The organism is Flavobacterium sp. NG2 (assembly GCF_034119845.1).
GTDB lineage: Bacteria > Bacteroidota > Bacteroidia > Flavobacteriales > Flavobacteriaceae > Flavobacterium.
On the sequence record NZ_CP139420.1, the window covers coordinates 2,436,790 to 2,461,465 of the forward strand.

At 36.0% G+C, this 24,676-nt stretch carries 16 protein-coding genes; 8 read left to right on the forward strand and 8 right to left on the reverse strand.

The annotated features are described in order from the left end of the window. The first annotated feature begins 201 nt into the window (after nt 1–201). Both SLW70_RS09975 and SLW70_RS09980 read left to right on the forward strand, forming a co-directional pair. Nucleotides 202–1,266: a hypothetical protein gene (locus SLW70_RS09975; protein ID WP_320888196.1), complete on the forward strand. Its 1,065-nt coding sequence runs from the start codon at nt 202–204 to the stop codon at nt 1,264–1,266. Between the two features lie 16 nt (nt 1,267–1,282). Next, entirely contained in the window at nt 1,283–2,152 is an 870-nt protein-coding gene (locus tag SLW70_RS09980) for a hypothetical protein (RefSeq protein ID WP_320888198.1), read from the forward strand. On the opposite strand, the gene SLW70_RS09985 is transcribed toward SLW70_RS09980, so the two are convergent. Continuing rightward, nucleotides 2,124–5,816 (reverse strand): metallophosphoesterase, encoded by a 3,693-nt coding sequence (locus tag SLW70_RS09985; RefSeq protein WP_320888199.1) that lies wholly within the window; start codon nt 5,814–5,816, stop codon nt 2,124–2,126. The genes SLW70_RS09980 and SLW70_RS09985 overlap by 29 nt on opposite strands. A gap of 24 nt (nt 5,817–5,840) precedes the next feature. On the opposite strand from SLW70_RS09985, the gene SLW70_RS09990 reads away from it, so the two are divergent. Further along, entirely contained in the window at nt 5,841–7,031 is a 1,191-nt protein-coding gene (locus tag SLW70_RS09990) for a Pycsar system effector family protein (RefSeq protein WP_320888200.1), read from the forward strand. 161 nt (nt 7,032–7,192) lie between these two features. Here SLW70_RS09990 and SLW70_RS09995 read toward each other — a convergent pair whose 3' ends face one another. Next, nucleotides 7,193–7,813 (reverse strand): SGNH/GDSL hydrolase family protein, encoded by a 621-nt coding sequence (locus SLW70_RS09995; protein WP_320888202.1) that lies wholly within the window; start codon nt 7,811–7,813, stop codon nt 7,193–7,195. 505 nt (nt 7,814–8,318) lie between these two features. Between SLW70_RS09995 and SLW70_RS10000 the strand changes: the two genes are divergently transcribed. Together SLW70_RS10000 and SLW70_RS10005 are read left to right on the forward strand one after the other, a co-directional pair. Beyond that, the gene (locus SLW70_RS10000) at nt 8,319–11,306 is read left to right on the forward strand and encodes a beta strand repeat-containing protein (protein WP_320888203.1); all 2,988 of its coding nucleotides are present in this window, start codon (nt 8,319–8,321) and stop codon (nt 11,304–11,306) included. Beyond that, a complete protein-coding gene (locus SLW70_RS10005) occupies nt 11,303–16,438 on the forward strand; it encodes an MBG domain-containing protein (protein WP_320888204.1) in 5,136 nt (1,711 codons plus the stop codon). Before SLW70_RS10000 ends, SLW70_RS10005 begins: the two co-directional genes overlap by 4 nt. Before the next feature lie 108 nt (nt 16,439–16,546). Here SLW70_RS10005 and cysM read toward each other — a convergent pair whose 3' ends face one another. The 3 genes from cysM to SLW70_RS10020 form a co-directional block, all read right to left on the reverse strand. Further along, nucleotides 16,547–17,434 (reverse strand): cysteine synthase CysM, encoded by an 888-nt coding sequence (gene cysM / locus SLW70_RS10010; RefSeq protein ID WP_320888206.1) that lies wholly within the window; start codon nt 17,432–17,434, stop codon nt 16,547–16,549. A 41-nt stretch (nt 17,435–17,475) separates the two neighbouring features. After that, nucleotides 17,476–18,267: a serine O-acetyltransferase gene (locus SLW70_RS10015; protein WP_320888207.1), complete on the reverse strand. Its 792-nt coding sequence runs from the start codon at nt 18,265–18,267 to the stop codon at nt 17,476–17,478. A gap of 197 nt (nt 18,268–18,464) precedes the next feature. Beyond that, nucleotides 18,465–18,707 carry a DUF2752 domain-containing protein gene (locus SLW70_RS10020; RefSeq protein ID WP_320888208.1) on the reverse strand — a complete coding sequence of 81 codons (243 nt, stop codon included), beginning with the start codon at nt 18,705–18,707 and terminating at the stop codon, nt 18,465–18,467. 155 nt (nt 18,708–18,862) lie between these two features. Here SLW70_RS10020 and SLW70_RS10025 point away from each other — a divergent pair, with 155 nt between their 5' ends. Together SLW70_RS10025 and SLW70_RS10030 are read left to right on the forward strand one after the other, a co-directional pair. Further along, nucleotides 18,863–19,045 carry a hypothetical protein gene (locus tag SLW70_RS10025; protein WP_320888209.1) on the forward strand — a complete coding sequence of 61 codons (183 nt, stop codon included), beginning with the start codon at nt 18,863–18,865 and terminating at the stop codon, nt 19,043–19,045. Then, nucleotides 19,038–19,592, forward strand: a complete 555-nt coding sequence (locus tag SLW70_RS10030; RefSeq protein WP_320888210.1) for a Smr/MutS family protein — start codon at nt 19,038–19,040, stop codon at nt 19,590–19,592. The genes SLW70_RS10025 and SLW70_RS10030 overlap by 8 nt, the downstream gene beginning before the upstream one ends. An 82-nt stretch (nt 19,593–19,674) precedes the next feature. On the opposite strand, the gene SLW70_RS10035 is transcribed toward SLW70_RS10030, so the two are convergent. Continuing rightward, nucleotides 19,675–20,628, reverse strand: a complete 954-nt coding sequence (locus SLW70_RS10035; RefSeq protein ID WP_320888211.1) for a hypothetical protein — start codon at nt 20,626–20,628, stop codon at nt 19,675–19,677. Between the two features lie 87 nt (nt 20,629–20,715). On the opposite strand from SLW70_RS10035, the gene SLW70_RS10040 reads away from it, so the two are divergent. Further along, a complete protein-coding gene (locus SLW70_RS10040; protein ID WP_320888212.1) occupies nt 20,716–21,840 on the forward strand; it encodes a cysteine desulfurase family protein in 1,125 nt (374 codons plus the stop codon). Nucleotides 21,841–22,066: 226 nt separating this feature from the next. Here SLW70_RS10040 and SLW70_RS10045 read toward each other — a convergent pair whose 3' ends face one another. Together SLW70_RS10045 and SLW70_RS10050 are read right to left on the reverse strand one after the other, a co-directional pair. Next, nucleotides 22,067–23,842, reverse strand: coding sequence for a long-chain fatty acid--CoA ligase (locus SLW70_RS10045; protein WP_320888213.1), 1,776 nt, complete (start codon nt 23,840–23,842; stop codon nt 22,067–22,069). 303 nt (nt 23,843–24,145) lie between these two features. Continuing rightward, on the reverse strand, nt 24,146–24,580 hold the full coding sequence (locus tag SLW70_RS10050) for a hypothetical protein (RefSeq protein ID WP_320888214.1): 435 nt from the start codon (nt 24,578–24,580) through the stop codon (nt 24,146–24,148). Between the last annotated feature and the right edge of the window lie 96 nt (nt 24,581–24,676).

Genomic DNA, 24,676 nt, shown 5'->3' on the forward strand with positions numbered 1-24,676 from the left:
CTTGAGGTGTAGGCTGTTAAAAAAAGCATAAAAAAAATATTTTACCCCATTTTTTTTAATTTATTATCAAATTCTGATAATTTCAAAGGAATCGTATTAGAACAAATTGTTTTCTATCATAGAATATTAAAATTAAATTCAACCAGTAATTCAGGAAATAAAGGATTTATTTAGTGTAAATTTGTATTAAATCCAATAATTATGAGTGATTCTTCTGTTTTATTTAAAAAGCCTACCTATCCAATTAATGACGCATTGTTAGGATATCTAGAGCGTTTTGATCGCATATCAAGCGTTTCTGTTTGTTATGATGATTTATTGCGATTTTCTGGGGCCATAAGTGTGTACGACAAAAATGATCAAGATACCTTATGGGTGCGGGTATATTATTCAGAACATGAAAGGAAAGAGATTGATTTAAATTTAAAAAAAATCTATACGCTGTTGCATTCTGATGGGAACGTCGAAATTATAAAGTTTTTGAACATAGATGCTATAGATTATTGTACGTTTGGGAATTCCAAACCGTTTCGAATAAAAGTTAGAAATATTCTCAATGATAACTATGTTCATTTTTATATCAAAAAAGCAGATGCCTCTCGAATCTACGGTCTTGAATTAGAAGATATACTTTCGCCCGACAAAATAAATTTTTTGGTCTATCATGATACTTTGATTGAGGAGCATATTATTGGTATTCCTGGTGATGTTTTTATGGAAACCTTGTTGAAAAACTGTACCGAAACCGAAAAATCCCAAATAGCTAAAGAGTTTGTGAAATTCAATGAACGTTGTATGATTCGGCTTTTGGGTGATATGAGAGCTTATAATTATGTGGTATTGCCTATCCATGATTTTGATCAAGTAGTGTATAAAATTCGACCAATCGATTTCGATCAGCAATGTTACGAAGGAAATTTTAAAATTTACCGACCACAGTTTTTTAAAGAAAACAATCCTATGGTACAATTGGTAAAAACCAAATTACAAGATTCTTCCATCGAACAATATAAAAATGAAGAACGTGCCGCTCTGGCCAAAAGATTGCACTCTGCCAACAAACGTATAAATAGATTGTTGCAAATTATGAGCAAAGATGTCATTGCACCTGACGAGCATATCAAAAGGCTAAAATTAGAATTGTACCGTTACACGAATGATTTGAATTTTAAAAATGCCGCCTCCATGGGGAAAGTACTAGAAGCTGCTTTTGAATTTGTTTCTAGAAACTATAAAAATGCTAACATTTTTAAAACAGATTTTTGATTTCTAAAGACAGCTAATGAAAAAATATTATAAACTCTTATTGGTGTTTTTAGTTTTAGCTTGTCACCAAAAAACTGAAGATTTAATAGAATTGTTTTCATTTCCAAAATCACTTAAAGAAGTGTCAGGTATAAACAGTAATGAATCTGGATTGATTTGGGCAATTGAAGATAGTGGCAATAAAAATGAAATCTACGCTCTAGATAAAAACGGAAAAATTCAACAAACGATTCGTGTAAACGGTGTTGAAAACAACGATTGGGAAGATATTACCAAGGATAAACTTGGGAATTTATACGTTGGTGATTTTGGGAATAACGACAATTATCGAAAAGATTTAGCGATTTATAAAATTGATAAAACGGCACTTTCAGATTCAGAAACAACTCCTGCTGCTATCATTCGGTTTGCCTATCCAGAACAGAAGGATTTTCCACCAAAAAAGAAAAATAGGCATTTTGATGTTGAAGGTTTTATAGAGTGGAAGGGCAATTTTTATTTGTTTACCAAAAACCGAAGTTCCAATTTTGATGGAACTGCTTTCATTTATAAAATTCCCAATACTGCTGGTTTCCATCAAGCGCAACGCATTGGAGAATTCAAAACGGGTCCTGATTTTGAAAATTATGCCATTACCAGTGCAGCGATAAGTCCTGATGAAAAGAAATTAGTGCTGTTGACGCATAGCAAAATTATTTTATTCGAAAATTTTAAAAATGACGACTTCCTATCTGGAAAAAGAACCGATTTAGAATTGAATCATTTTTCTCAAAAAGAAGCGGTTTGTTTCAAAGACAATGCAACTTTATACATCGCTGACGAAAAAGTCAAAAAGACAGGAGGGAAGCTGTATGAATTTAAAATCCAAAACCAACCCCAAAACTAATTCTTGCTTCTTCATTCTTGCTTTTGAAATAAGTAAGTCTGGCGGTGATGGTGTTAATACCGTTAAGCCACAAACCACCTCCATAGGATTGCTTCCATTGGTCTGAGTTTTCGCCATCAAGCCACACACGACCGTAATCAAATCCACCTAGAATACCATAGCTCATCGGAATAAAACTTTCTTTGATTTGTCCGATGTTAAATCTCAAATCACTACTTTGATAAAACGAACTTTTTCCTAAAAAGCGTTCGTTTCTAAAACCACGCAAATTGTTATTTCCTCCTAAAACGGCTCCTTGATAAAACTCAAAGTTGTTGTTCAGAATCATTTTGGCTTTCATAATAGTAGCCAAAACCCATTTGCCTTGAGCGTCAATTTTATGATTGAAATTCAGTTTAGATTCTATCGAAGGGAAGTTTTTACGGCTGTCTTGAAGGTTTGTTTTCCAACTTCCCACAACTGAAAATCCCATTCCCATCGTTGGGAGTGAAGGCGTGTCATAATTTTCAAAATGGTACCCAATACTGGCTCCTGCAAATTGTTGATTATCAAAAACTGCTGTATTGACTGTATTTGATGTTGCAATAAAACGATCTGCGGTTTTTTCGACTTGGATGTTTTCAAAGCTTGGTTGGAATTCTAAACGACTTCCAAAACGACCTGTTTTTACAAATTGTGGTGCTATTTTAATAATACTGATACGCACTCTATTGTAATCCATGCCTAAGGTTTCATCGTTATTTATTGTTTGGTTTCCATAACCAAAATAATTGATTGCGAAATTAGGACTGGTAAAACGAGTTTCAAGGTTAAAATCCCATTTCCCAATGGCTTTTGGTGATTTAAAAGCATAAAGCAACTCGTAACCACTGGTAGCAAAATAGTAATTTGCAGTTAGCATATGCTTGTTTGTATACGTGTTTTGTTTAAAATTATTTACCGTGTAATTGGTATTGATTCCTAGTTTGATACCATCATCAGGATTAAAGCCAATAGTTGGCAAACCTGAAAAAGCATTGTATTTAGGACGTCTGTAGTCGTAAAGGTTGGTTTGGTAATCGTCAGTTAGTTTTTTGGATGTTTTAGAATCTAACACAAAACTGTTTTTCTTAGATTTAAAATCGATAATACTCACTTTTTTTCCATTGTCAACCGAGTACATATCGTGATTTTGACCACCAATCAATAGGGTTTTAATAGTCGATTTTTGGTTACCGATCACTTTGAATTCATCATCGTCATCTAGTCCGTAAATCCAAATATTTTTGGTTTCCTTTCCTGAAATGGATTTGGTGTACTCAAATTCTAGTCCCTCTTTCTTTAAACGAGAAACCCTAACTTCAATAGTATTTCCAGCTTTCTTTTCAATTAAAAATTGGTCTTTTTTATTGGTTCCAACTATGATAACCGTTTTTTGCAAGCTTTTGTAATAACTGCTAGCATATTTTTGAAGTTGTTTTTTGCGAAGTTTTAATTTTTCTTGAATAGACTTAATCGTTTCGTCCTGAACTTCTTTAGGTAGGTTGGCAAAAGCATTGTCAATATCGTTGTCGGTCAAGTGCTCTTGAATGTATGCTGCTTGTGTGAGCCAATCTTCTTGAGTTGCTGTTTTTAAAAAAGCTACATCCAAAGGATAAGGTTCGCGGTTGAACCATTTTACATTTTTGATATCCTCTTTAAAGCTTTGCATATGTCGCAAATCAGGAATATTCATTAATATTGACAATAGGGCACCATCGTATTTAGAAAATGCTTGGTCTCTATCTCTTGGAATCGGTTTGTAAATGATTTGGTCGCCTATTTTATGTTCTCCCCAACGCCATTGGTCGTAATGCCTGTCCCAATCCCCAATAAGCATATCAAATAATCTCGCTTTGATGTATTCTTTTTCGTCAATATGGTACTTTTCATCTTTGTGAATTTTCTCTAAAACTTCTTCGGTACTGATGATAGCAGAAGGTTTTCCAAAACTAGCCAAATCGTTATGTCCGTCGGAAGTGTGTTCTTCGATATAATACAATTCGTCCCCAAAATTAGTGTTGAATTCGCCTAAAGCTTTTTGTTTTGGAATATAAAACAAAACTGGGTTAGAATGGCTTACGCCAATTTTATCCGCCAAATTCCCAACAGCCATTGGTGTATAAGGGTGCGAACTGGTATAAAAATCAAGTAGAAAATCCTCAGCTGAGGTGTTTTCAAAATCATGTTCTACAAATTGTTCTTTGAAAGCTACACTTTGTAAAAATCGTGTAGCACTCTTTTTCAACGCTCTCATGGCGTATTCTTTACCGTTCGAATCTATCAAACGTAAGGACTTGGATTGATGTCCGCCTCCAGCTCGTTTCGGTGCTAATCCGCCGTATAATGTGTCTAGATTTGCTGTTTTACTTTCGACAAGGGTACTGTAGTAAGGGCGATAATGTTGTCCAAAAATAAAATTATGAGCTCCTGTTTTCTGAGTCATTTCAGGGGTATAAACCGATGCTTTTTTGGTTTTTGAAAATGAAGCATAATCAGTATTTATTATTGTTTTTGGAGTAAAAATAGTGTGCTCAAATAGGAGTTTGCTTTTTCCAAAAAAGGAAACAGTTGCTTTTCCATTGTTGTACAGGGAGAGTGTAGCGAAACCTTTTTGTCCATACGAGAAATCATTGGGATAAATCGCTTTGGCAGCTTCTTGTTTAGAACCTGCACCACTGATAATTTGTTTGATGTTATGATGCTCGATGTATTGTAAATTGTGGTCGTGACCAGACACAACAATTACATTGTCTAGTCCTTGAATTAAGGTTTTGATTCGGTTGGTAAGTTTGCTGTATAGTTTGTTTTGAAGGTCTTGTGGACTGGCGCCAGAAGTTTTTCGCAGCAGATTGCCAAATGACCCAATAATAGGTAAAGGGATTTTTTGTTCTAGTGGAAACAATTGTTTTTCCAAAGAAAACTGCCCTCCATGCGATCCATTTGTCATCAATGGATGATGCATTGCCAACACTACTGTCTTGTCTTTGTTTTTGTTCAAAAGGCTTTCTAATTCTTCAAAGAAAGCGTCACGGGTTTTGATGTCGCAGTCATCATTCAAAGTGGGTGTTTTGTCCCAATCTTCTAAAAACCATTGACTGTCAATTGTTATCAGGATAGCGTTATCATTTATTTTAATATCATCAATAGCACAACCTTTTCTTGGTGAAAATGATTTTTTGTTTTTGAAATAATCAGTTACAATATCCTCTTGCTCTTCAAGTCCTTTTTTGCCATTATACCAATCGTGATTTCCAGGAATAAAAACGGTTTTACCTTTGTAATTTTTGGTGATTTCGAGTTGATTGGTCAATTTTAGTTTAGCCCCTTCATAATTAGTATTTTTTGCACTAGCAGGAATTCCTTTTGGGTAAACATTGTCTCCTAAGAAAATTAAAGTCGAATTTTTATCGGCAGTTTTGAGTTTTTCTTTTAGAGCAAGCAGGGCTTCTTTTGAATTTTCATCTGTGGTATTTCCAGCATCGCCAATCAAATAAAAAGTATGGGCAATTTTTGAAGTGTCTTTTTCGTTAGTTGGGTTCCAGTTCGCAACATTTTTACCAAATTGTTCTTTGTGAGTTGCGCAAGAAAACAGTAAAAAGGATATAAATAGTTGAATAAGTCTTTTTTCCAAAAACAATTTCATAATTTAGTAGTATAAATAATTCCTATGCATCTTATCGACCAAACGGAATCTTTTGTGTGTAATTTACTCAAAGATAAACTTTCTATTTCATTTACATATCATAATTGCAACCACAGTTTAGTGGTGGTTAATGCTGTTAAAGAAATTGCCGAAAGTCAAGGAATCACGGGTTCTGATTATGAAGCGCTAGTGGTAGCGGCATGGTTTCATGATACAGGTTATATTAAAGGCTGTACCAAGCATGAAGATTCTAGTGTGGAAATTGCAACTGAATTTTTAAAAGAACAGGGGCAATCGGATGAGTTTATTCAAAAGGTAAATTCGTTAATTCAAGCAACAGTTTATAATTATGTCCCTCAAAATGAATTAGAAAAAATTATTAGGGATGCTGATTATTCTCATTTTGGGGATAAGAAATACTTTGTTTATTGTGAGCTTCTTAGAGACGAGTGGGAGGTGACAATGAAAAAGAAGTTTACTGATGAGGAATGGAGTAAGGAAAACTTAAATATTTTAGAGCATGGGCATCAGTATTATACAGATTATGCGATTCAGCATTGGCAACCTATAAAAGAAGAAAACATTAAATTAATAAAGAAAATGATTCAAGAGAATCCGTTAGATGTTATAGATTCGTCCTCAGTAAAGAAGACTAAAAAGAAGAAAGCAAAGAAGGATAAACCAGATCGTGGGATTGATACTTTGTTTCGAATTACCTTGAGCAATCACACCCGTTTGAGTGGTATTGCCGATAGTAAAGCAAATATTCTATTGTCTGTAAATGCGATTATCATTTCGATTGCTTTATCTTCTATTATCCCAAAATTAGACAGTCCAGGGAACGCTCATTTGATTTTGCCAACTTTTGTTTTGCTAATGTTTAGTGTGGTTTCTATCATTTTTGCTATTTTGTCCACCCGACCAAAAGTGACTACGGGAACTTTCACCCGTGAAGATATTGACAACCAAAAAGTCAATTTACTGTTTTTTGGAAATTTTTATAAAATGCCTGTTGAAGAATATCAGTGGGCGGTCAATGAGATGATGAAAGACCGTGATTATTTGTACAACGCTATGATTAAAGACTTGTACTACTTAGGGGTAGTTCTTGAGAAAAAATACCGACTGCTAAGAATTACCTATAATATTTTTATGATAGGAATCATAATTTCTGTGATTGCTTTTATTTTTGCCTTTAACGCGATACTAGTTTAATTCTGTGAATTTTTGTTATGTCTTTATCGAGTAATTAATGAAATTAAGTCAAGTTTAATATGACTTAACTTTTTAATGATTTAAAAAAAGGTATCGTTATGTAAGGGGATTTAGAGAGCTCTTTGCATTTAAACTTTTCTAACTTTTGGCTAAATAATAAACTAGCAAACTTTACGGTAAAATAAATCAGCCATTACTTCATAGCCCAATCGGTTTGGATGTACGCCATCATCTGCGTAAGTACTAATCATTCCATCCTTCTCATCCACCATGACGGAGTAATAATCCAAGTACTGAATTTTATTTAGCGCTGCGTATTCTTTAAGAATTTTATTTAAAGCAATAATTTTTTGAGAAGGATTTTCTCCCTGTTTCCATGGAAATCTGTTAGCAGGCAAAACTGAACATAAAATAACTTTTATATGGTGTACTTGCGCCAATTCTATCATCGAAAAAAGATTATTCGTAATCATTTCTATAGTGGTAGGGCCTGTATTTCCTGCGATATCATTGGCTCCAGCCAAAATAACAACGACTCTAGGTTGTAACGCAATCACATCGGCTCTGAAGCGAACGAGCATTTGTGGTGTCGTTTGTCCACTGATACCACGATTAAGATACGGTTTACCATCAAAGAATTCAGGCATTAGATTTTTCCAAAATTCGGTAATTGAGTCGCCCAAAAACACTACTCTATTTTCTTCTTTAGTAGGTGGTGGAGTAGAGACGTTTTCTGCTTCGTATCTCTTTAAATAAGGCCAGTCTTGTTGTTGTTTTGTCATTTAAGGTAGCTTTAATTTTGATGCAAATTTATCTAATTTAAAATTAATCTGTGGTCGATGTTTAATTGTATTATTGTTATTTACTATATTTTTTAATGTTAATGAAGTGATTTGGATTTATAATTAAGTTGTTTTAACTGTTTGATAATTAAGGATGAAGTGTTTGTTTTCTTTGAAATTAACTTGTTGATTTTAATTTGTAAGAATTGTATTAGTTGTTATTTTGGTTAAAGATGTAGTTTAAAGTTTTTTTTAACACTTTTATCGAAAACATGCTAATGTCATGAATTATTTTTTGAGTTCTGTTTTAAATTAGTAGTCTGTCTTTGAAAAAACAATAATAAAGGATAATGCTTTTCATCTTCAATAGGAAGTATCTGTTTTTATTTATTTCAGACTAGCATAAAAAAAAATACCACTTTTTGTTTATCGTTTTTCATAATAGCAATTACTATTTGTAATTGCTTTGCTGTTCGTTGTTTTATTACTTTAAAATTGAATAAATATGAAAGTATTTTTACCCACCTCCCGATTTTTGTTTATTGTTTTTTTTATTGCTAATTTGTTTGTTGTCAACTCTGTATTTGGACAGGCAACAGTAACAACAGATAAGGATGATTATGCTCCTGGTGAGTATGTTATTATTACAGGAACTGGTTGGTCACCAGGGGAAACTGTGAGTTTTCATTTTGATGAAACCCCCAAACCAGCTACTTGTGTCAATTCGCATGATTTAGTCGCAATTGCGGATTCTAGTGGGAATATTTATAATGATCAGTTTTTGATAAAAGTAAATCATATTGGAGTTACTTTTGTTTTGACAGCAACTGGTGAATCTTCGGGATTCATAGCCTATAGAACTTTTACAGATGGTAATGTTGGTTTTGGTCAAACGGGGGTGCCTGGTCAAAATATTAATATGACTGCAACTGTTACTTACACAAAAGCAACTACAAACACATTAGTAACAGAAACAATTACATTTAAAAATAATGGAACAGAAACTGTTGGAGCTAAAGATGGTACTTCCATTTCATGGGTATTTAATCCAGTAACTGTAGGGACTATAACTTATTATTGGACAGGTGTTTCGTCATATACGCAAGGTTTTAATATCGGAACATCAAATTATACGGGATCAAATGCAATAATTGGCACATATAGTGGTGTTTCTTCAACAAATTTATCAGTTAGTAGTGCTACAGGCACATATGGTGGTACAGTGGTACTAAGTGCCACGCTATCTTCTGGAACAACTAATCTTGATGGGAAAACTGTAAACTTCTCTCTGAATGGAACCCTAGTAGGTTCAGCAGTAACGAATTCAAGTGGGGTTGCAACTTTAAGTAACGCCAGTTTAATAGGGATTAATGCATCAACATATCCCACTGGAGTAACTGCTAGTTTCGCTGGCGATGCAAGTTATGCTGAGAGAAATGATAGTAATAGTTTGACAGTAAATGCAAAAGCCTTATTAATTACAGCCAATAATCAATCCAAAACCTATGGAGAGACAAAAGTGTTGGGAACTACAGCCTTTACAGCCCCTGCCTTGGAGAGTTTTGATGCTATTACAGGAGTATCCTTAAGCAGTACAGGATCTGTTAATACAGCTACAGTAGCAGGTTCTACTTATCCTATAGTTGCAAGTGCCGCCACAGGAACAGGCTTAGGGAATTATACCATTACCTATGCCGATGGAGCGTTGACAGTAAATGCAAAAGCCTTATTAATTACAGCCAATAATCAATCCAAAACCTATGGAGAGACAAAAGTGTTGGGAACTACAGCCTTTACAGCCCCTGCCTTGGAGAGTTTTGATGCTATTACAGGAGTATCCTTAAGCAGTACAGGATCTGTTAATACAGCTACAGTAGCAGGTTCTACTTACCCTATAGTTGCAAGTGCCGCCACAGGAACAGGCTTAGGGAATTATACCATTACCTATGCCGATGGAGCGTTGACAGTAAATGCAAAAGCCTTATTAATTACAGCCAATAATCAATCCAAAACCTATGGAGAGACAAAAGTGTTGGGAACTACAGCCTTTACAGCCCCTGCCTTGGAGAGTTTTGATGCTATTACAGGAGTATCCTTAAGCAGTACAGGATCTGTTAATACAGCTACAGTAGCAGGTTCTACTTACCCTATAGTTGCAAGTGCCGCCACAGGAACAGGCTTAGGAAATTATACCATTACCTATGCCGATGGAGCGTTGACAGTAAATGCAAAAGCCTTATTAATTACAGCCAATAATCAATCCAAAACCTATGGAGAGACAAAAGTGTTGGGAACTACAGCCTTTACAGCCCCTGCCTTGGAGAGTTTTGATGCTATTACAGGAGTATCCTTAAGCAGTACAGGATCTGTTAATACAGCTACAGTAGCAGGTTCTACTTACCCTATAGTTGCAAGTGCCGCCACAGGAACAGGCTTAGGGAATTATACCATTACCTATGCCGATGGAGCGTTGACAGTAAATGCAAAAGCCTTATTAATTACAGCCAATAATCAATCCAAAACCTATGGAGAGACAAAAGTGTTGGGAACTACAGCCTTTACAGCCCCTGCCTTGGAGAGTTTTGATGCTATTACAGGAGTATCCTTAAGCAGTACAGGATCTGTTAATACAGCTACAGTAGCAGGTTCTACTTACCCTATAGTTGCAAGTGCCGCCACAGGAACAGGCTTAGGGAATTATACCATTACCTATGCCGATGGAGCGTTGACAGTAAATGCAAAAGCCTTATTAATTACAGCCAATAATCAATCCAAAACCTATGGAGAGACAAAAGTGTTGGGAACTACAGCCTTTACAGCCCCTGCCTTGGAGAGTTTTGATGCTATTACAGGAGTATCCTTAAGCAGTACAGGATCTGTTAATACAGCTACAGTAGCAGGTTCTACTTACCCTATAGTTGCAAGTGCCGCCACAGGAACAGGCTTAGGGAATTATACCATTACCTATGCCGATGGAGCGTTGACAGTAAATGCAAAAGCCTTATTAATTACAGCCAATAATCAATCCAAAACCTATGGAGAGACAAAAGTGTTGGGAACTACAGCCTTTACAGCCCCTGCCTTGGAGAGTTTTGATGCTATTACAGGAGTATCCTTAAGCAGTACAGGATCTGTTAATACAGCTACAGTAGCAGGTTCTACTTACCCTATAGTTGCAAGTGCCGCCACAGGAACAGGCTTAGGGAATTATACCATTACCTATGCCGATGGAGCGTTGACAGTAAATGCAAAAGCCTTATTAATTACAGCCAATAATCAATCCAAAACCTATGGAGAGACAAAAGTGTTGGGAACTACAGCCTTTACAGCCCCTGCCTTGGAGAGTTTTGATGCTATTACAGGAGTATCCTTAAGCAGTACAGGATCTGTTAATACAGCTACAGTAGCAGGTTCTACTTACCCTATAGTTGCAAGTGCCGCCACAGGAACAGGCTTAGGAATTATACCATTACCTATGCCGATGGAGCGTTGACAGTAAATGCAAAAGCCTTATTAATTACAGCCAATAATCAATCCAAAACCTATGGAGAGACAAAAGTGTTGGGAACTACAGCCTTTACAGCCCCTGCCTTGGAGAGTTTTGATGCTATTACAGGAGTATCCTTAAGCAGTACAGGATCTGTTAATACAGCTACAGTAGCAGGTTCTACTTACCCTATAGTTGCAAGTGCCGCCACAGGAACAGGCTTAGGGAATTATACCATTACCTATGCCGATGGAGCGTTGACAGTAAATGCAAAAGCCTTATTAATTACAGCCAATAATCAATCCAAAACCTATGGAGAGACAAAAGTGTTGGGAACTACAGCCTTTACAGCCCCTGCCTTGGAGAGTTTTGATGCTATTACAGGAGTATCCTTAAGCAGTACAGGATCTGTTAATACAGCTACAGTAGCAGGTTCTACTTACCCTATAGTTGCAAGTGCCGCCACAGGAACAGGCTTAGGGAATTATACCATTACCTATGCCGATGGAGCGTTGACAGTAAATGCAAAAGCCTTATTAATTACAGCCAATAATCAATCCAAAACCTATGGAGAGACAAAAGTGTTGGGAACTACAGCCTTTACAGCCCCTGCCTTGGAGAGTTTTGATGCTATTACAGGAGTATCCTTAAGCAGTACAGGATCTGTTAATACAGCTACAGTAGCAGGTTCTACTTACCCTATAGTTGCAAGTGCCGCCACAGGAACAGGCTTAGGGAATTATACCATTACCTATGCCGATGGAGCGTTGACAGTAAATGCAAAAGCCTTATTAATTACAGCCAATAATCAATCCAAAACCTATGGAGAGACAAAAGTGTTGGGAACTACAGCCTTTACAGCCCCTGCCTTGGAGAGTTTTGATGCTATTACAGGAGTATCCTTAAGCAGTACAGGATCTGTTAATACAGCTACAGTAGCAGGTTCTACTTACCCTATAGTTGCAAGTGCCGCCACAGGAACAGGCTTAGGGAATTATACCATTACCTATGCCGATGGAGCGTTGACAGTAAATGCAAAAGCCTTATTAATTACAGCCAATAATCAATCCAAAACCTATGGAGAGACAAAAGTGTTGGGAACTACAGCCTTTACAGCCCCTGCCTTGGAGAGTTTTGATGCTATTACAGGAGTATCCTTAAGCAGTACAGGATCTGTTAATACAGCTACAGTAGCAGGTTCTACTTACCCTATAGTTGCAAGTGCCGCCACAGGAACAGGCTTAGGGAATTATACCATTACCTATGCCGATGGAGCGTTGACAGTAAATGCAAAAGCCTTATTAATTACAGCCAATAATCAATCCAAAACCTATGGAGAGACAAAAGTGTTGGGAACTACAGCCTTTACAGCCCCTGCCTTGGAGAGTTTTGATGCTATTACAGGAGTATCCTTAAGCAGTACAGGATCTGTTAATACAGCTACAGTAGCAGGTTCTACTTACCCTATAGTTGCAAGTGCCGCCACAGGAACAGGCTTAGGGAATTATACCATTACCTATGCCGATGGAGCGTTGACAGTAAATGCAAAAGCCTTATTAATTACAGCCAATAATCAATCCAAAACCTATGGAGAGACAAAAGTGTTGGGAACTACAGCCTTTACAGCCCCTGCCTTAGAGAGTTTTGATGCTATTACAGGAGTATCCTTAAGCAGTACAGGATCTGTTAATACAGCTACAGTAGCAGGTTCTACTTACCCTATAGTTGCAAGTGCCGCCACAGGAACAGGCTTAGGGAATTATACCATTACCTATGCCGATGGAGCGTTGACAGTAAATGCAAAAGCCTTATTAATTACAGCCAATAATCAATCCAAAACCTATGGAGAGACAAAAGTGTTGGGAACTACAGCCTTTACAGCCCCTGCCTTGGAGAGTTTTGATGCTATTACAGGAGTATCCTTAAGCAGTACAGGATCTGTTAATACAGCTACAGTAGCAGGTTCTACTTACCCTATAGTTGCAAGTGCCGCCACAGGAACAGGCTTAGGAAATTATACCATTACCTATGCCGATGGAGCGTTGACAGTAAATGCAAAAGCCTTATTAATTACAGCCAATAATCAATCCAAAACCTATGGAGAGACAAAAGTGTTGGGAACTACAGCCTTTACAGCCCCTGCCTTGGAGAGTTTTGATGCTATTACAGGAGTATCCTTAAGCAGTACAGGATCTGTTAATACAGCTACAGTAGCAGGTTCTACTTACCCTATAGTTGCAAGTGCCGCCACAGGAACAGGCTTAGGGAATTATACCATTACCTATGCCGATGGAGCGTTGACAGTAAATGCAAAAGCCTTATTAATTACAGCCAATAATCAATCCAAAACCTATGGAGAGACAAAAGTGTTGGGAACTACAGCCTTTACAGCCCCTGCCTTAGAGAGTTTTGATGCTATTACAGGAGTATCCTTAAGCAGTACAGGATCTGTTAATACAGCTACAGTAGCAGGTTCTACTTACCCTATAGTTGCAAGTGCCGCCACAGGAACAGGCTTAGGGAATTATACCATTACCTATGCCGATGGAGCGTTGACAGTAAATGCAAAAGCCTTATTAATTACAGCCAATAATCAATCCAAAACCTATGGAGAGACAAAAGTGTTGGGAACTACAGCCTTTACAGCCCCTGCCTTAGAGAGTTTTGATGCTATTACAGGAGTATCCTTAAGCAGTACAGGATCTGTTAATACAGCTACAGTAGCAGGTTCTACTTACCCTATAGTTGCAAGTGCCGCCACAGGAACAGGCTTAGGGAATTATACTATTACCTATGCCGATGGAGCGTTGACAGTAAATGCAAAAGCCTTATTAATTACAGCCAATAATCAATCCAAAACCTATGGAGAGACAAAAGTGTTGGGAACTACAGCCTTTACAGCCCCTGCCTTGGAGAGTTTTGATGCTATTACAGGAGTATCCTTAAGCAGTACAGGATCTGTTAATACAGCTACAGTAGCAGGTTCTACTTACCCTATAGTTGCAAGTGCCGCCACAGGAACAGGCTTAGGGAATTATACCATTACCTATGCCGATGGAGCGTTGACAGTAAATGCAAAAGCCTTATTAATTACAGCCAATAATCAATCCAAAACCTATGGAGAGACAAAAGTGTTGGGAACTACAGCCTTTACAGCCCCTGCCTTGGAGAGTTTTGATGCTATTACAGGAGTATCCTTAAGCAGTACAGGATCTGTTAATACAGCTACAGTAGCAGGTTCTACTTACCCTATAGTTGCAAGTGCCGCCACAGGAACAGGCTTAGGGAATTATACCATTACCTATGCCGATGGAGCGTTGACAGTAAATGCAAAAGCCTTATTAATATCTGCAACTGGAATTAATAAAGTATACGATGGTAATACAATAGCAACAGTTTCTTTGAGTGACAACCGTTTTAGCTGGGATGCATTGACTTTGACGACAGCATATACTACTGCAAATTTTGCAAATGAGAATATAGGTACATGGAATGTTTCGGTAACAGGAATTAGTATCAGTGGAGTATCTGCAGGGAATTATAACTTGGTAAATACAATCGCAAGTACTTCTGCTACTATAAGTACTTCTCCGACATCTATTACAACTATAGTATTACCAAATCCAGTTCAATATTCAGACAAAGTGACCATGGTAGCATCGGTAACTTCGGCTACGGCACAGGCGCAATTGAATGCACATGGTGGTACAGTTGAATTTAAATTGAAATCTTCTGGAGGTATCGTAACAAGTTTAGGAACTTCGTTACTTTCAGATTTTAATAATAGTGACGGTACTGTTTCGAAGCAATTTACCATGTTGTATGCTCCGGGAACATATACAATCATAGCGGTGTTTAGTCCTGCAACAACTAATTTTACAGGTGTAACAAATTGGAACTGTGGTTCTCTAACAATAATACAAGAAGACGCCAGAGCAGAATTTACTGGAACTGACATTGTAGCGACCCAAAGTGCTTCTAGTAGTATTGCTGTTATTGAATTAAGGGCTACTATTCAGGATATAACAGCTACATCAGAGGCTTCGGGAGATGCTGATTTTGGAGATATACGAAAAGCAAAAGTTAGGTTTTTAAATGATAATGTTCCAATTGTTATTGATGGTCTGACAGATATTAATGGCTGGGTATTAAATCCAATTGCATTAGTAAATGCAAGCGACACAAAAACAGGGACTATTTCCGTATCTTGGCCAGTTAATATTGGAAGTATGACTTCAATGGATTACACAATCGGTATTGAAGTAGGAGGCTATTATAAAAGAAACTCTTCGGAAGACAATGTAGTAATCACTGTGTATAAACCTACTGGAGATTTTATTACAGGAGGAGGATATATTGTACCTACGCAATCAGCAGGAAGTTATGCTTCTGATGCAGGTAGAAAAACTAATTTTGGGTTTAATGTTAAATACAATAAATCAGGGAAAAGTTTGCAAGGGAATATGAATTTTATTTTCCGTAGAACTGTTGCAGGTGTTGTTAAAGTGTATCAAGTAAAATCAAATGCAATGCAATCTTTAGGAGTTAATATTTCAAATGCCAGTGCAAAAACAGCAGTGTTTGTTTCAAAATGTAACTTAAAAGATATAACGGACCCTGTAAATCCTATTTCTTTAGGAGGAGGTTTGTTAATGCAAGTAAACATGGTTGATAAGGGAGAACCAGGGAATATGGATGAAATTGGTTTTTCTTTATATGATGGTAATACATTGTTGTACTCTAGTAATTGGGTTAGTAGTAATACTATTAAGAAGATATTGTCGGGTGGGAATTTAGTTGTTCATAGTGGATTTAGTGTTGGGACTGTAACTTCAAAAGTAGATTTTTCTAAATCAGAATTAATTGAAGAAGGTGAAGTAGATAATCAAAAAGTTGAATTAAATGTTGTAGCATACCCGATTCCTACGAATGATGTGTTTAATATTGAAATTCAAGGGGCTAATAATGATTCGAATGTTAGTATTAGAATAGTTGATATGTTAGGTAAATTAATATATACAACAACTGGTAATAATGTTCAGAATTATAGTTTCGGAAATCATTTTCCTTCGGGAACTTACATTATGCAAGTAATTGTAGACTCTAAAATATTTACTTCAAAAATTATTAAAAATTAGATGGTAGATAAAATAATGATCAAAACCAGTTCAAGTAATTTTGAGCTGGTTTTTTTATATAAAAAAAGCACTAAAATTAGTGCTTAGATTTTGAGTTGTAATTTCATATCAATCAAACAAATCCGAAGATAAATATCGGTCTCCACGATCACAGATGATAGCTACAACCACACCAGATTCTAGTTGGTTGGCAATTTTTACGGCTACAGCTACAGAGCCACCGCTACTCATTCCGGCGAAGACGCCTTCTTCAAGAGCGAGACGCTTGGTCATTTCGCGTGCTTCAGCTTCAGAGATATCGATGGTTTGATCTACTTTTGAAGGATTGAATATTTTTGGTAAATATTCTTGTGGCCATTTACGGATTCCTGGAATTTGAGAACCTTCGCTAGGTTGTGCTCCTATGATTTGAATTGCTGGATTCTTTTCTTTTAAAAATGTCGAAGTTCCCATGATGGTTCCTGTAGTTCCCATTGCGGATACAAAATGAGTAATGCTACCTTCAGTATCTCTCCAAATTTCTGGACCAGTGGTGTTGTAATGCGCTTTCCAGTTGTCTTCATTCGCAAATTGATTGAGCATAATGTAACCGCCTTCGGCTACTTTTTTGTCGGCATAATCTCTAGAACCGATGATTCCTTCTTTGGCAGAAGTCAAGATTACAGTTGCGCCATAGGCACGCATGGTTTGAGTGCGTTCTTTGGTTGAATCTTCAGGAAGGATTAATTCGATTTCAATGCCAAGTAATTGTGCAATCATCGCTAAAGCAATTCCAGTGTTCCCACTCGTGGCTTCTATTAATTTGTCTCCTTTTTTGATTTCACCACGGTCAAGAGCGCCTTTAATCATATAATAAGCGGCTCTATCTTTGACACTGCCGCCAGGGTTATTTCCTTCTAGTTTTAAAAGGAGTTTTACATTTTTATTTTGTACTAAATTGACTGTTTCAACAAGTGGAGTGTTTCCTATTAAGTCAACTAATTTTTGAGGTTTCATATTTTGGACGGTATGTTTAAAAGCAAAAAACGGCTTTTAAATTATTTAATTTCTTTAACTTTTACTTCGGTGGTGGTGGTGTTTAGCACAATTGACCTAGCTGGTATAGATTTAGTAACCCAAGCATTTCCACCTACAATACTATTTTGGCCAATTATGGTTTCTCCACCTAAAATGGTTGCATTGGCATAGATACAAACATTTTCTTCTACTGTTGGGTGTCGTTTGGCATTTTTCATGTCCTTACTTACACTTAATGCGCCTAAAGTAACTCCTTGGTATATTTTGACGTATTTTTTTATAACAGATGTCTCACCAATTACAATTCCTGTTGCATGGTCAATAAAGAAAGGAGAATCGATTTGAGCTCCCGCATTAATATCGGTTCCAGTAATTTTATGGGCATACTCACTCATTAGTCTAGAGAAAAGCATTAAATCAAGACAGTAAAGTTCGTGACTTAGTCTGTAAATGGCGATAGCGTAAAAACCAGGGTAAGCCAAGTAAACTTCTTCAATACTATTAGATGCTGGGTCGTTTTCCAGAATGTAAGCGGCATCTTGATTAAGTTTTTCAAGTACAGTAGGTAGTTTTTGAAGAAAGCTAATCCAAATGGTGTCACAATCACTTTGAGGTTTTTTGCAAGCTACTTTTGAGATGTCTTTGAAAATCTTTTCAAGTTCATCGACACTCTCCGTTAAAGAGGCATTGGAGTCAAAAAGAGTATAGAATAATTTTTCGGTGAAATTTTCTATTTTAGTTTTGATTCCATAATTGATAGATAAATGACTTTTTAAAGCGTCAATATTTTGGATAATCAGATCTTTTGTCATGATTATAAAAGTTTAAAAGGTGAAAGAAAATGTAAATTCATGCTGTAATTTTTAGCAACAGCAACAACAATGACACAATGGAGTTTGTGAATTGAAAGAGAATGAATCTTGTGAATAGTTGATTTGCATTTTTGAAATGATTTTTCGGTAATTATGCTTCACAAATATATTGAACTATTTTTGATTAACGGTATCTTTTAAGAAGACAAAAGGAAATAATTCTTGTAACCATAACCTATAATCATAAATAGGAGTTGTGTCCAAAATAGTAATTGAATAGTTTTTTGGGAAACGGTTTTTTTATACAAATATTGAAAGCTGATAAAAACTAAAAAAAGAATGGTCGTAAAAATAGCGGGATACATTTCGAAAGCAGCTTGAAAATTGCCTTGCGCTAAAAGTAAAAAGGAACGTTGAAAACCACAGCCTAAACACTCCATTCCAAAGAGGGTTTTACTGATGCAGGGGAGTAAGATTTTTTGGGTTTCCAAGGGGTGATTTTTGAGGCAATTTACAAAATTAAAAAGAATGTTTTGAGTGTAAAAAAGGATGCTAGTTTTTAATTTCTTATTTTTGAAACCAGATAAAAAATACAATGAAAATAATTCGAATTTTAATTATGATAATTGCGATACTTGTTATTTTGACAGAGCAAGTGAGCGCCAAAAAAAATGTGTACTTGATGGTGGGTGCTATCGTTGTTTTCATGTTTGGAATGATGCAATTGAGTGCCAAAACACCTAGTAAGAATCAAAGTAAAGAAGAAGAAAATGTTTAGCAAAGGAGATAAGGTTTCGGTTCTAGATGATGCTGTAGATGGTGTCGTTATTTCGGTGAAAGATAAGGAGGTAGTAATTGAAACTACCGATGGGTTTGTGATGACATATTTTGTCAACGAAATAATTAAAGTAAACGATTCCAGTAGTTTAGATGATTCTATTAAAAGAATTAATATAAGTGAGGTTAAAAAAGAAAAAGCCATTCCAAAACCCAGAAGTTTTGTGAAGGAACGTAAAAGTAAAAGTGAAACACCAGTTCCTGAGTTTGATTTGCACATCGAAAAACTGGTCAAAAACAAACACGGGATGTCGAATTATGACATTCTAACATTGCAATCTGAAACGGCAAAAAGACATATTGAGTTCGCTATTAAAAACCGAATTCCGAAGATTGTTTTTATTCATGGAGTTGGTGAAGGAGTGTTAAAAGCAGAGTTGGATTTCCTTTTGGGAAGGTATGATAATATCGATTTTCAAGAAGCCAATTATCAAAAATATGGACAAGGTGCTACCGAGGTTTATATCAAACAAAGTAAAAATAATTAGCGTTTTTGATCACATAAAAAAGGGATTAATTTCATTTGAAATTAATCCCTTTTTTATGTGAAATATTGTTCTGAAATTACTACTAATTAGTCGTGTTTAGTTCGCCTAAAATATAGCTATCACCCAATGTAAAACTATTATTTCCTTTCTTTAAGGTTGCTTTTTTTAATGTTATTGTGTGCTTGAAAGCATTAGGACCGTTTGTAGTTGTGGTTACTTCAATAATACCACTTGTGCCAGATACACCTGCAAGGCCAGTCCATTCTTGAGAAAGAGTAGGTGTGGTAGGTGTGGTTGTGTTACAGAAATAAGAACTACTTAAAAGACCAGAAAATAATCGATACGTAAGTGTGTTAGTTGTAGAGCCAATAAGTCCTGTTCTTGGGCTATTTGTAGCTGTAACTTCGTTAACGATTAATGCAGGGTCTATGTTAAGCATGATGGCTTCGTCCTTTTTGAATTCATATAATATATTTGAATCGCTACATTTAGTTAGTAATTTTTCAAAATTTAACTGAAGTGGAGTGATTGTTTTTACATAATTACCAAAAGGAAGTGTTCTAAAAGTTTGTTCTCCATTTTTTATCGAAAAAGTTATGTCTGTTAGGGTTATGAGATGATTGTATCCAGTAATTTTAGTACTGTTATTGCCGTCTGTTGAAGGAGGGGCTATAGCAGTAGTTACTATCTTGATAGTTCCAGAAGTAGCAGTCCATTGATCAAGAACAATAGGTGTTGCTGGCTGGATTGTTTCGCAAAAATTATCAGATGAAACAGCACCGTCATAAAAGCGATAAATTACACGATTAGTTGTGGTGCCTATTGTTAGTGATGTGGTAGTAGGTTCAGTGCCAAAGCTAGTAGGTGGAATTTCGATAAGTAAAGCTTCTTTGTCGTTGATTTTGTAAATGATATTGTTTGTTGAACAACTTTGAGTAGTGAAATCTTCAAAATCAATGTCTTCTTGAGTAAGGTTTCCGTCGTCACAGCCATTTAAAATCAACATAAAAGCCAGTAGGCTTGCTATTTTTTTCATTGTAAAGAATATTTGCCACAAAAATAGCGAAAAAAATGGCAAATGATATTGAAGATTTCACAATTGATATTTCATAACTTTGCTACAATGAAAAAAGTATATCTAGATAACGCATCAACAACTCAAATCAGACCTGAAGTTGTACAAGAAATGACTAAAATAATGTTGGAGGATTATGGTAATCCTTCTTCAACGCATAGTTTAGGTCGTAATAGTAAAAGCATCCTAGAACTTTCACGAAAAGGGATTGCTAAATGTATCAACGCTACGGCTTCGGAAATCATATTTACTTCTTCGGCTACTGAGGCTAATAATTGGATTCTTCGCTCAGCTGTGGTGGATTTGAATGTGCGTCGCATTATTACTAGTAGAATCGAGCATCATGCTGTTTTGTATGTGGTTCAGGAATTGCAAAAAGAGTTTAATATTCAGGTGGATTATGTGGATATTAAAGCAGATGGAACAGTTGATTTAACGCATTTAGTAGAGCTTTTAGGGATAGAAGGGAAGACTTTGGTGAGTTTGATGCATGTCAATAATGAAACTGGTGTTGTTTTGGATTTACAGCGTGTAAGTATGCTTTGCAAAGAGTATAAGACATTGTTTCATTCGGATACCGTGCAATCTATAGGAAAGCTTGATATTGACTTACAATTGGTTTCGGTAGATTTTATTGTGGCTAGTGCGCATAAATTTCATGGACCAAAAGGGGTAGGTTTTGCTTTTGTAAAGAAAAATTCAGGTTTGCAACCATTATTGTATGGTGGTGAACAAGAAAAGGGATTGCGTGCTGGAACTGAAGCAGTGCATCAGATTGCTGGAATGGCAAAAGCGCTAGAGTTGTCAACCAAGCTGATGAATGAAGAAATAGCCGAAATATCAAATTTGAAATCCTATTTAGTGTCCCAACTTTCAGAAGCTTTTCCGGGATTTATAATCAATGGAAATGAAAATAGTTTGTGTACGGTTTTAAATGTAAGCTTGCCTTTTTCTCCTGATAAAACGGCGATGATTTTGTTTCATTTGGATATGAAAGGAATTGCGGTTTCTCGTGGTAGTGCTTGTCAGAGTGGAAGTATTCGTCCTTCACACGTATTAGCAGAGATGCTTTCAGTTGAAGAGTTGAAGAGACCTAATTTGCGTATTTCGTTGAGTCATTATAATACAAAAGAGGATATTGATATTTTTATTGCTGCATTAAAAACTTTGTAATTATCAATCTTTTATTGTGATTTATTTAAAGTTGTAATTTAGATAAATTTATACTTCATTATGAAAATGAAACGTTCATAAATAGTCCTGATGGAAGCGGCATCCTCGTAGTCCCGCTTTTTCGGGACGGAGAGATATAGCGGACAGCAGGGCGAGATGTTGTTGTGATTTCAAATCGTTTTACTCCAAAAAAAAAACCACGCTTGATGTGGCGTGGTTTTGAAGTTTAGCTGTATATTTTATCGTATAAGTTTTTGTATTTCTCTAAGATGATTTTACGTTTTAGTTTCATCGTAGGAGTCAGATGTCCATTGTCTGGCGTCCATACATCAGGTGTAAGTTCGAATCGCTTGATTTGTTCCCAATGACCAAATTTTTCGTTTATGACGTTTATTTCTTCTTGAAAACGACCAATTACAATTTTGTTAGCAATCATAGATTCATTGGTGTTGCCAATATTTATTTTGTGAATTTTAGCCCAATCTTTGACAAAATCAAAATTAGGTTGAATGAAAGCAGCGGGCATTTTTTGACCGTCACCTATGACCATAATTTGCTCGATGAAACGCGATTGCTTCATAGCATTTTCTAAAATTTGTGGAGCAATGTATTTCCCTCCTGATGTTTTGAACATTTCTTTCTTACGGTCGGTGATTTTTAGGAATCCTTCGGCATCTATTTCGCCAATGTCTCCTGTGTGGAAATAGCCGTTTTCAATGACTTCGGCAGTTTTGGTTTCGTCTTTAAAATAGCCTAGCATAACGTTAGGGCCTTTGCAAAGGATTTCGCCATCTTCGGCAATTTTTACTTCTACATTATCGATAGGCTTGCCCACGGTTCCAATTTTGAAACCGCGATTACGCATATCATTTACGGAAATTACAGGCGAAGTTTCTGATAAGCCGTAACCTTCCATGACAGGGATTTCGGCAGCTGCAAAAACGCGGCAAAGTCTAGGTTGTAGTGCGGCACTTCCAGAAACCATCAATTCTAGATTTCCGCCAAGGCCTTCTTTCCATTTGCTAAAAATTAATTTACGAGCTATTTTTAGTTGGAATTCATACCAAAATCCATTGGCTCCATAGGGTTCGTATTTTAGACCTAATTCGATAGCCCAGAAAAATAGTTTTCGTTTGATGCCTGAAAGATCATTTCCTTTGGCATAAATTTTATCGTATACTTTTTCAATTAGTCTAGGGACAACTGTCATAACTGTAGGTTTGACCTCCTTAATGTTGTCGCTAATTTTTTCAATTGATTCGCCAAAGTAGATTGCCACGCCATAGTGCTGGTATAAATAAACGACCATTCGCTCAAAAATATGGCAAATAGGTAAGAAGCTTAAAGCACGACTTTTTCCTGCTTGAAAAGGAATTCTAGGAGCGCTGTCAATTACATTCGAAACAATGTTTCGGTGCGAAAGCATCACACCTTTTGGTCTTCCTGTTGTTCCAGAAGTATAAATAATCGTTGCTAAGTCATCAGTTATAATCGAATTTTTTCTAGCTTCAACTTCGTCTTGATTGTTTGCTTCTTCTCCTTGTTTTAGTACTTCTGTCCAATTTTTGCAACCGTTGATGGTATCAAAGCTATATACTTCTTTCAGTTGTGGTACTTTGTCTTTGATTAAATTAATTTTTCGAAGCACTTCAGTATCTGAAACAAAACAGTAAGTAGCACCACAATGATTGAGGATGTACTCATAGTCATCTTCGGATATCGTAGGATAAACAGGGACATTTTGAGCACCAGTTTGTAAAATACCAATATCCATAATATGCCATTCGGTTCTATTGTTTGAAGAGATAACGGCTATTTTATCATCTTTTTGAACGCCCATTTGCAATAGCGCTCTTGAAATGGCATTGGATTTATCGATGTATTCTTGAGTAGATGTCTTTACCCAAACACCATTTTCTTTGGTAGTCAAAGCATCAGGAATGGAATTAAATTGCTCCTTTTGGTAGTAAGGAATATCGAAAAGTCTAGTGATTGAAGCCATAGGTCCGAAGGTTGAGTTTTACTGCAAAATATAAAAAAATAACGTTTTTTTTAGTTTTTATCTAAGATATTATAATAAAAAAATTATGACTATCCGTTTATAATGTAAATTAAAAATTTTGTAGTCTTACAATAAAAATAAAGTTATTTTTATTACGCACCATTAAGAAATTAAGGTTAGTTAAGTTTAAAAACTTAATTTTCTTAATTTCTTAATGGTGTAAAAAAGATAATAATTTTTTTGGTACGCATAGCGGACAGTCATATAAAAAATAGTTATACTATTTCATATTCATATTTGGGATTATTTGATTTCTTCTTGGTACTCTTTGCTTCTTTCGCCAGCGATGAATATTTTCTTTTTGTCGTAATGGATTGAAAACTGGGTTGCTACCCATTTTTCGTCGTTATCAGCATTGTTTTTGTACCAAAGGGTGTAAGCAGCGCTATTGAAGCCTTCTTCGTATTTTGGATTGCCATTGGCATTGCTTTCGATTCCCCAAATGATGTTGTTTCTAGTTAAGTCCTTCTGCTGAAAAATCCCTGTTCCATTAGCGTTGAGTTGTACGATAGGTTCTGCTTCTCCATCATAAAGATAGGTTCCTGTAATGGTGTAGCCAATAACGGTTGTTAGAAAATGTTCTTTATTATGGACTTTTATTCTTGTGGTGTCGTTTTGAGAATAAGAATTACAAACAGTGAAAATAAATAATAGAAGGGTAGCGTACTGTAGTTTCATCTGAGGATAATTTTTGGTTATAAGCAAATCTAATAAATAGTTTGGAATAAAAAAACGTCCTGAGTGTTCAGGACGTTTGGTAGGTGTTGGTTTAAA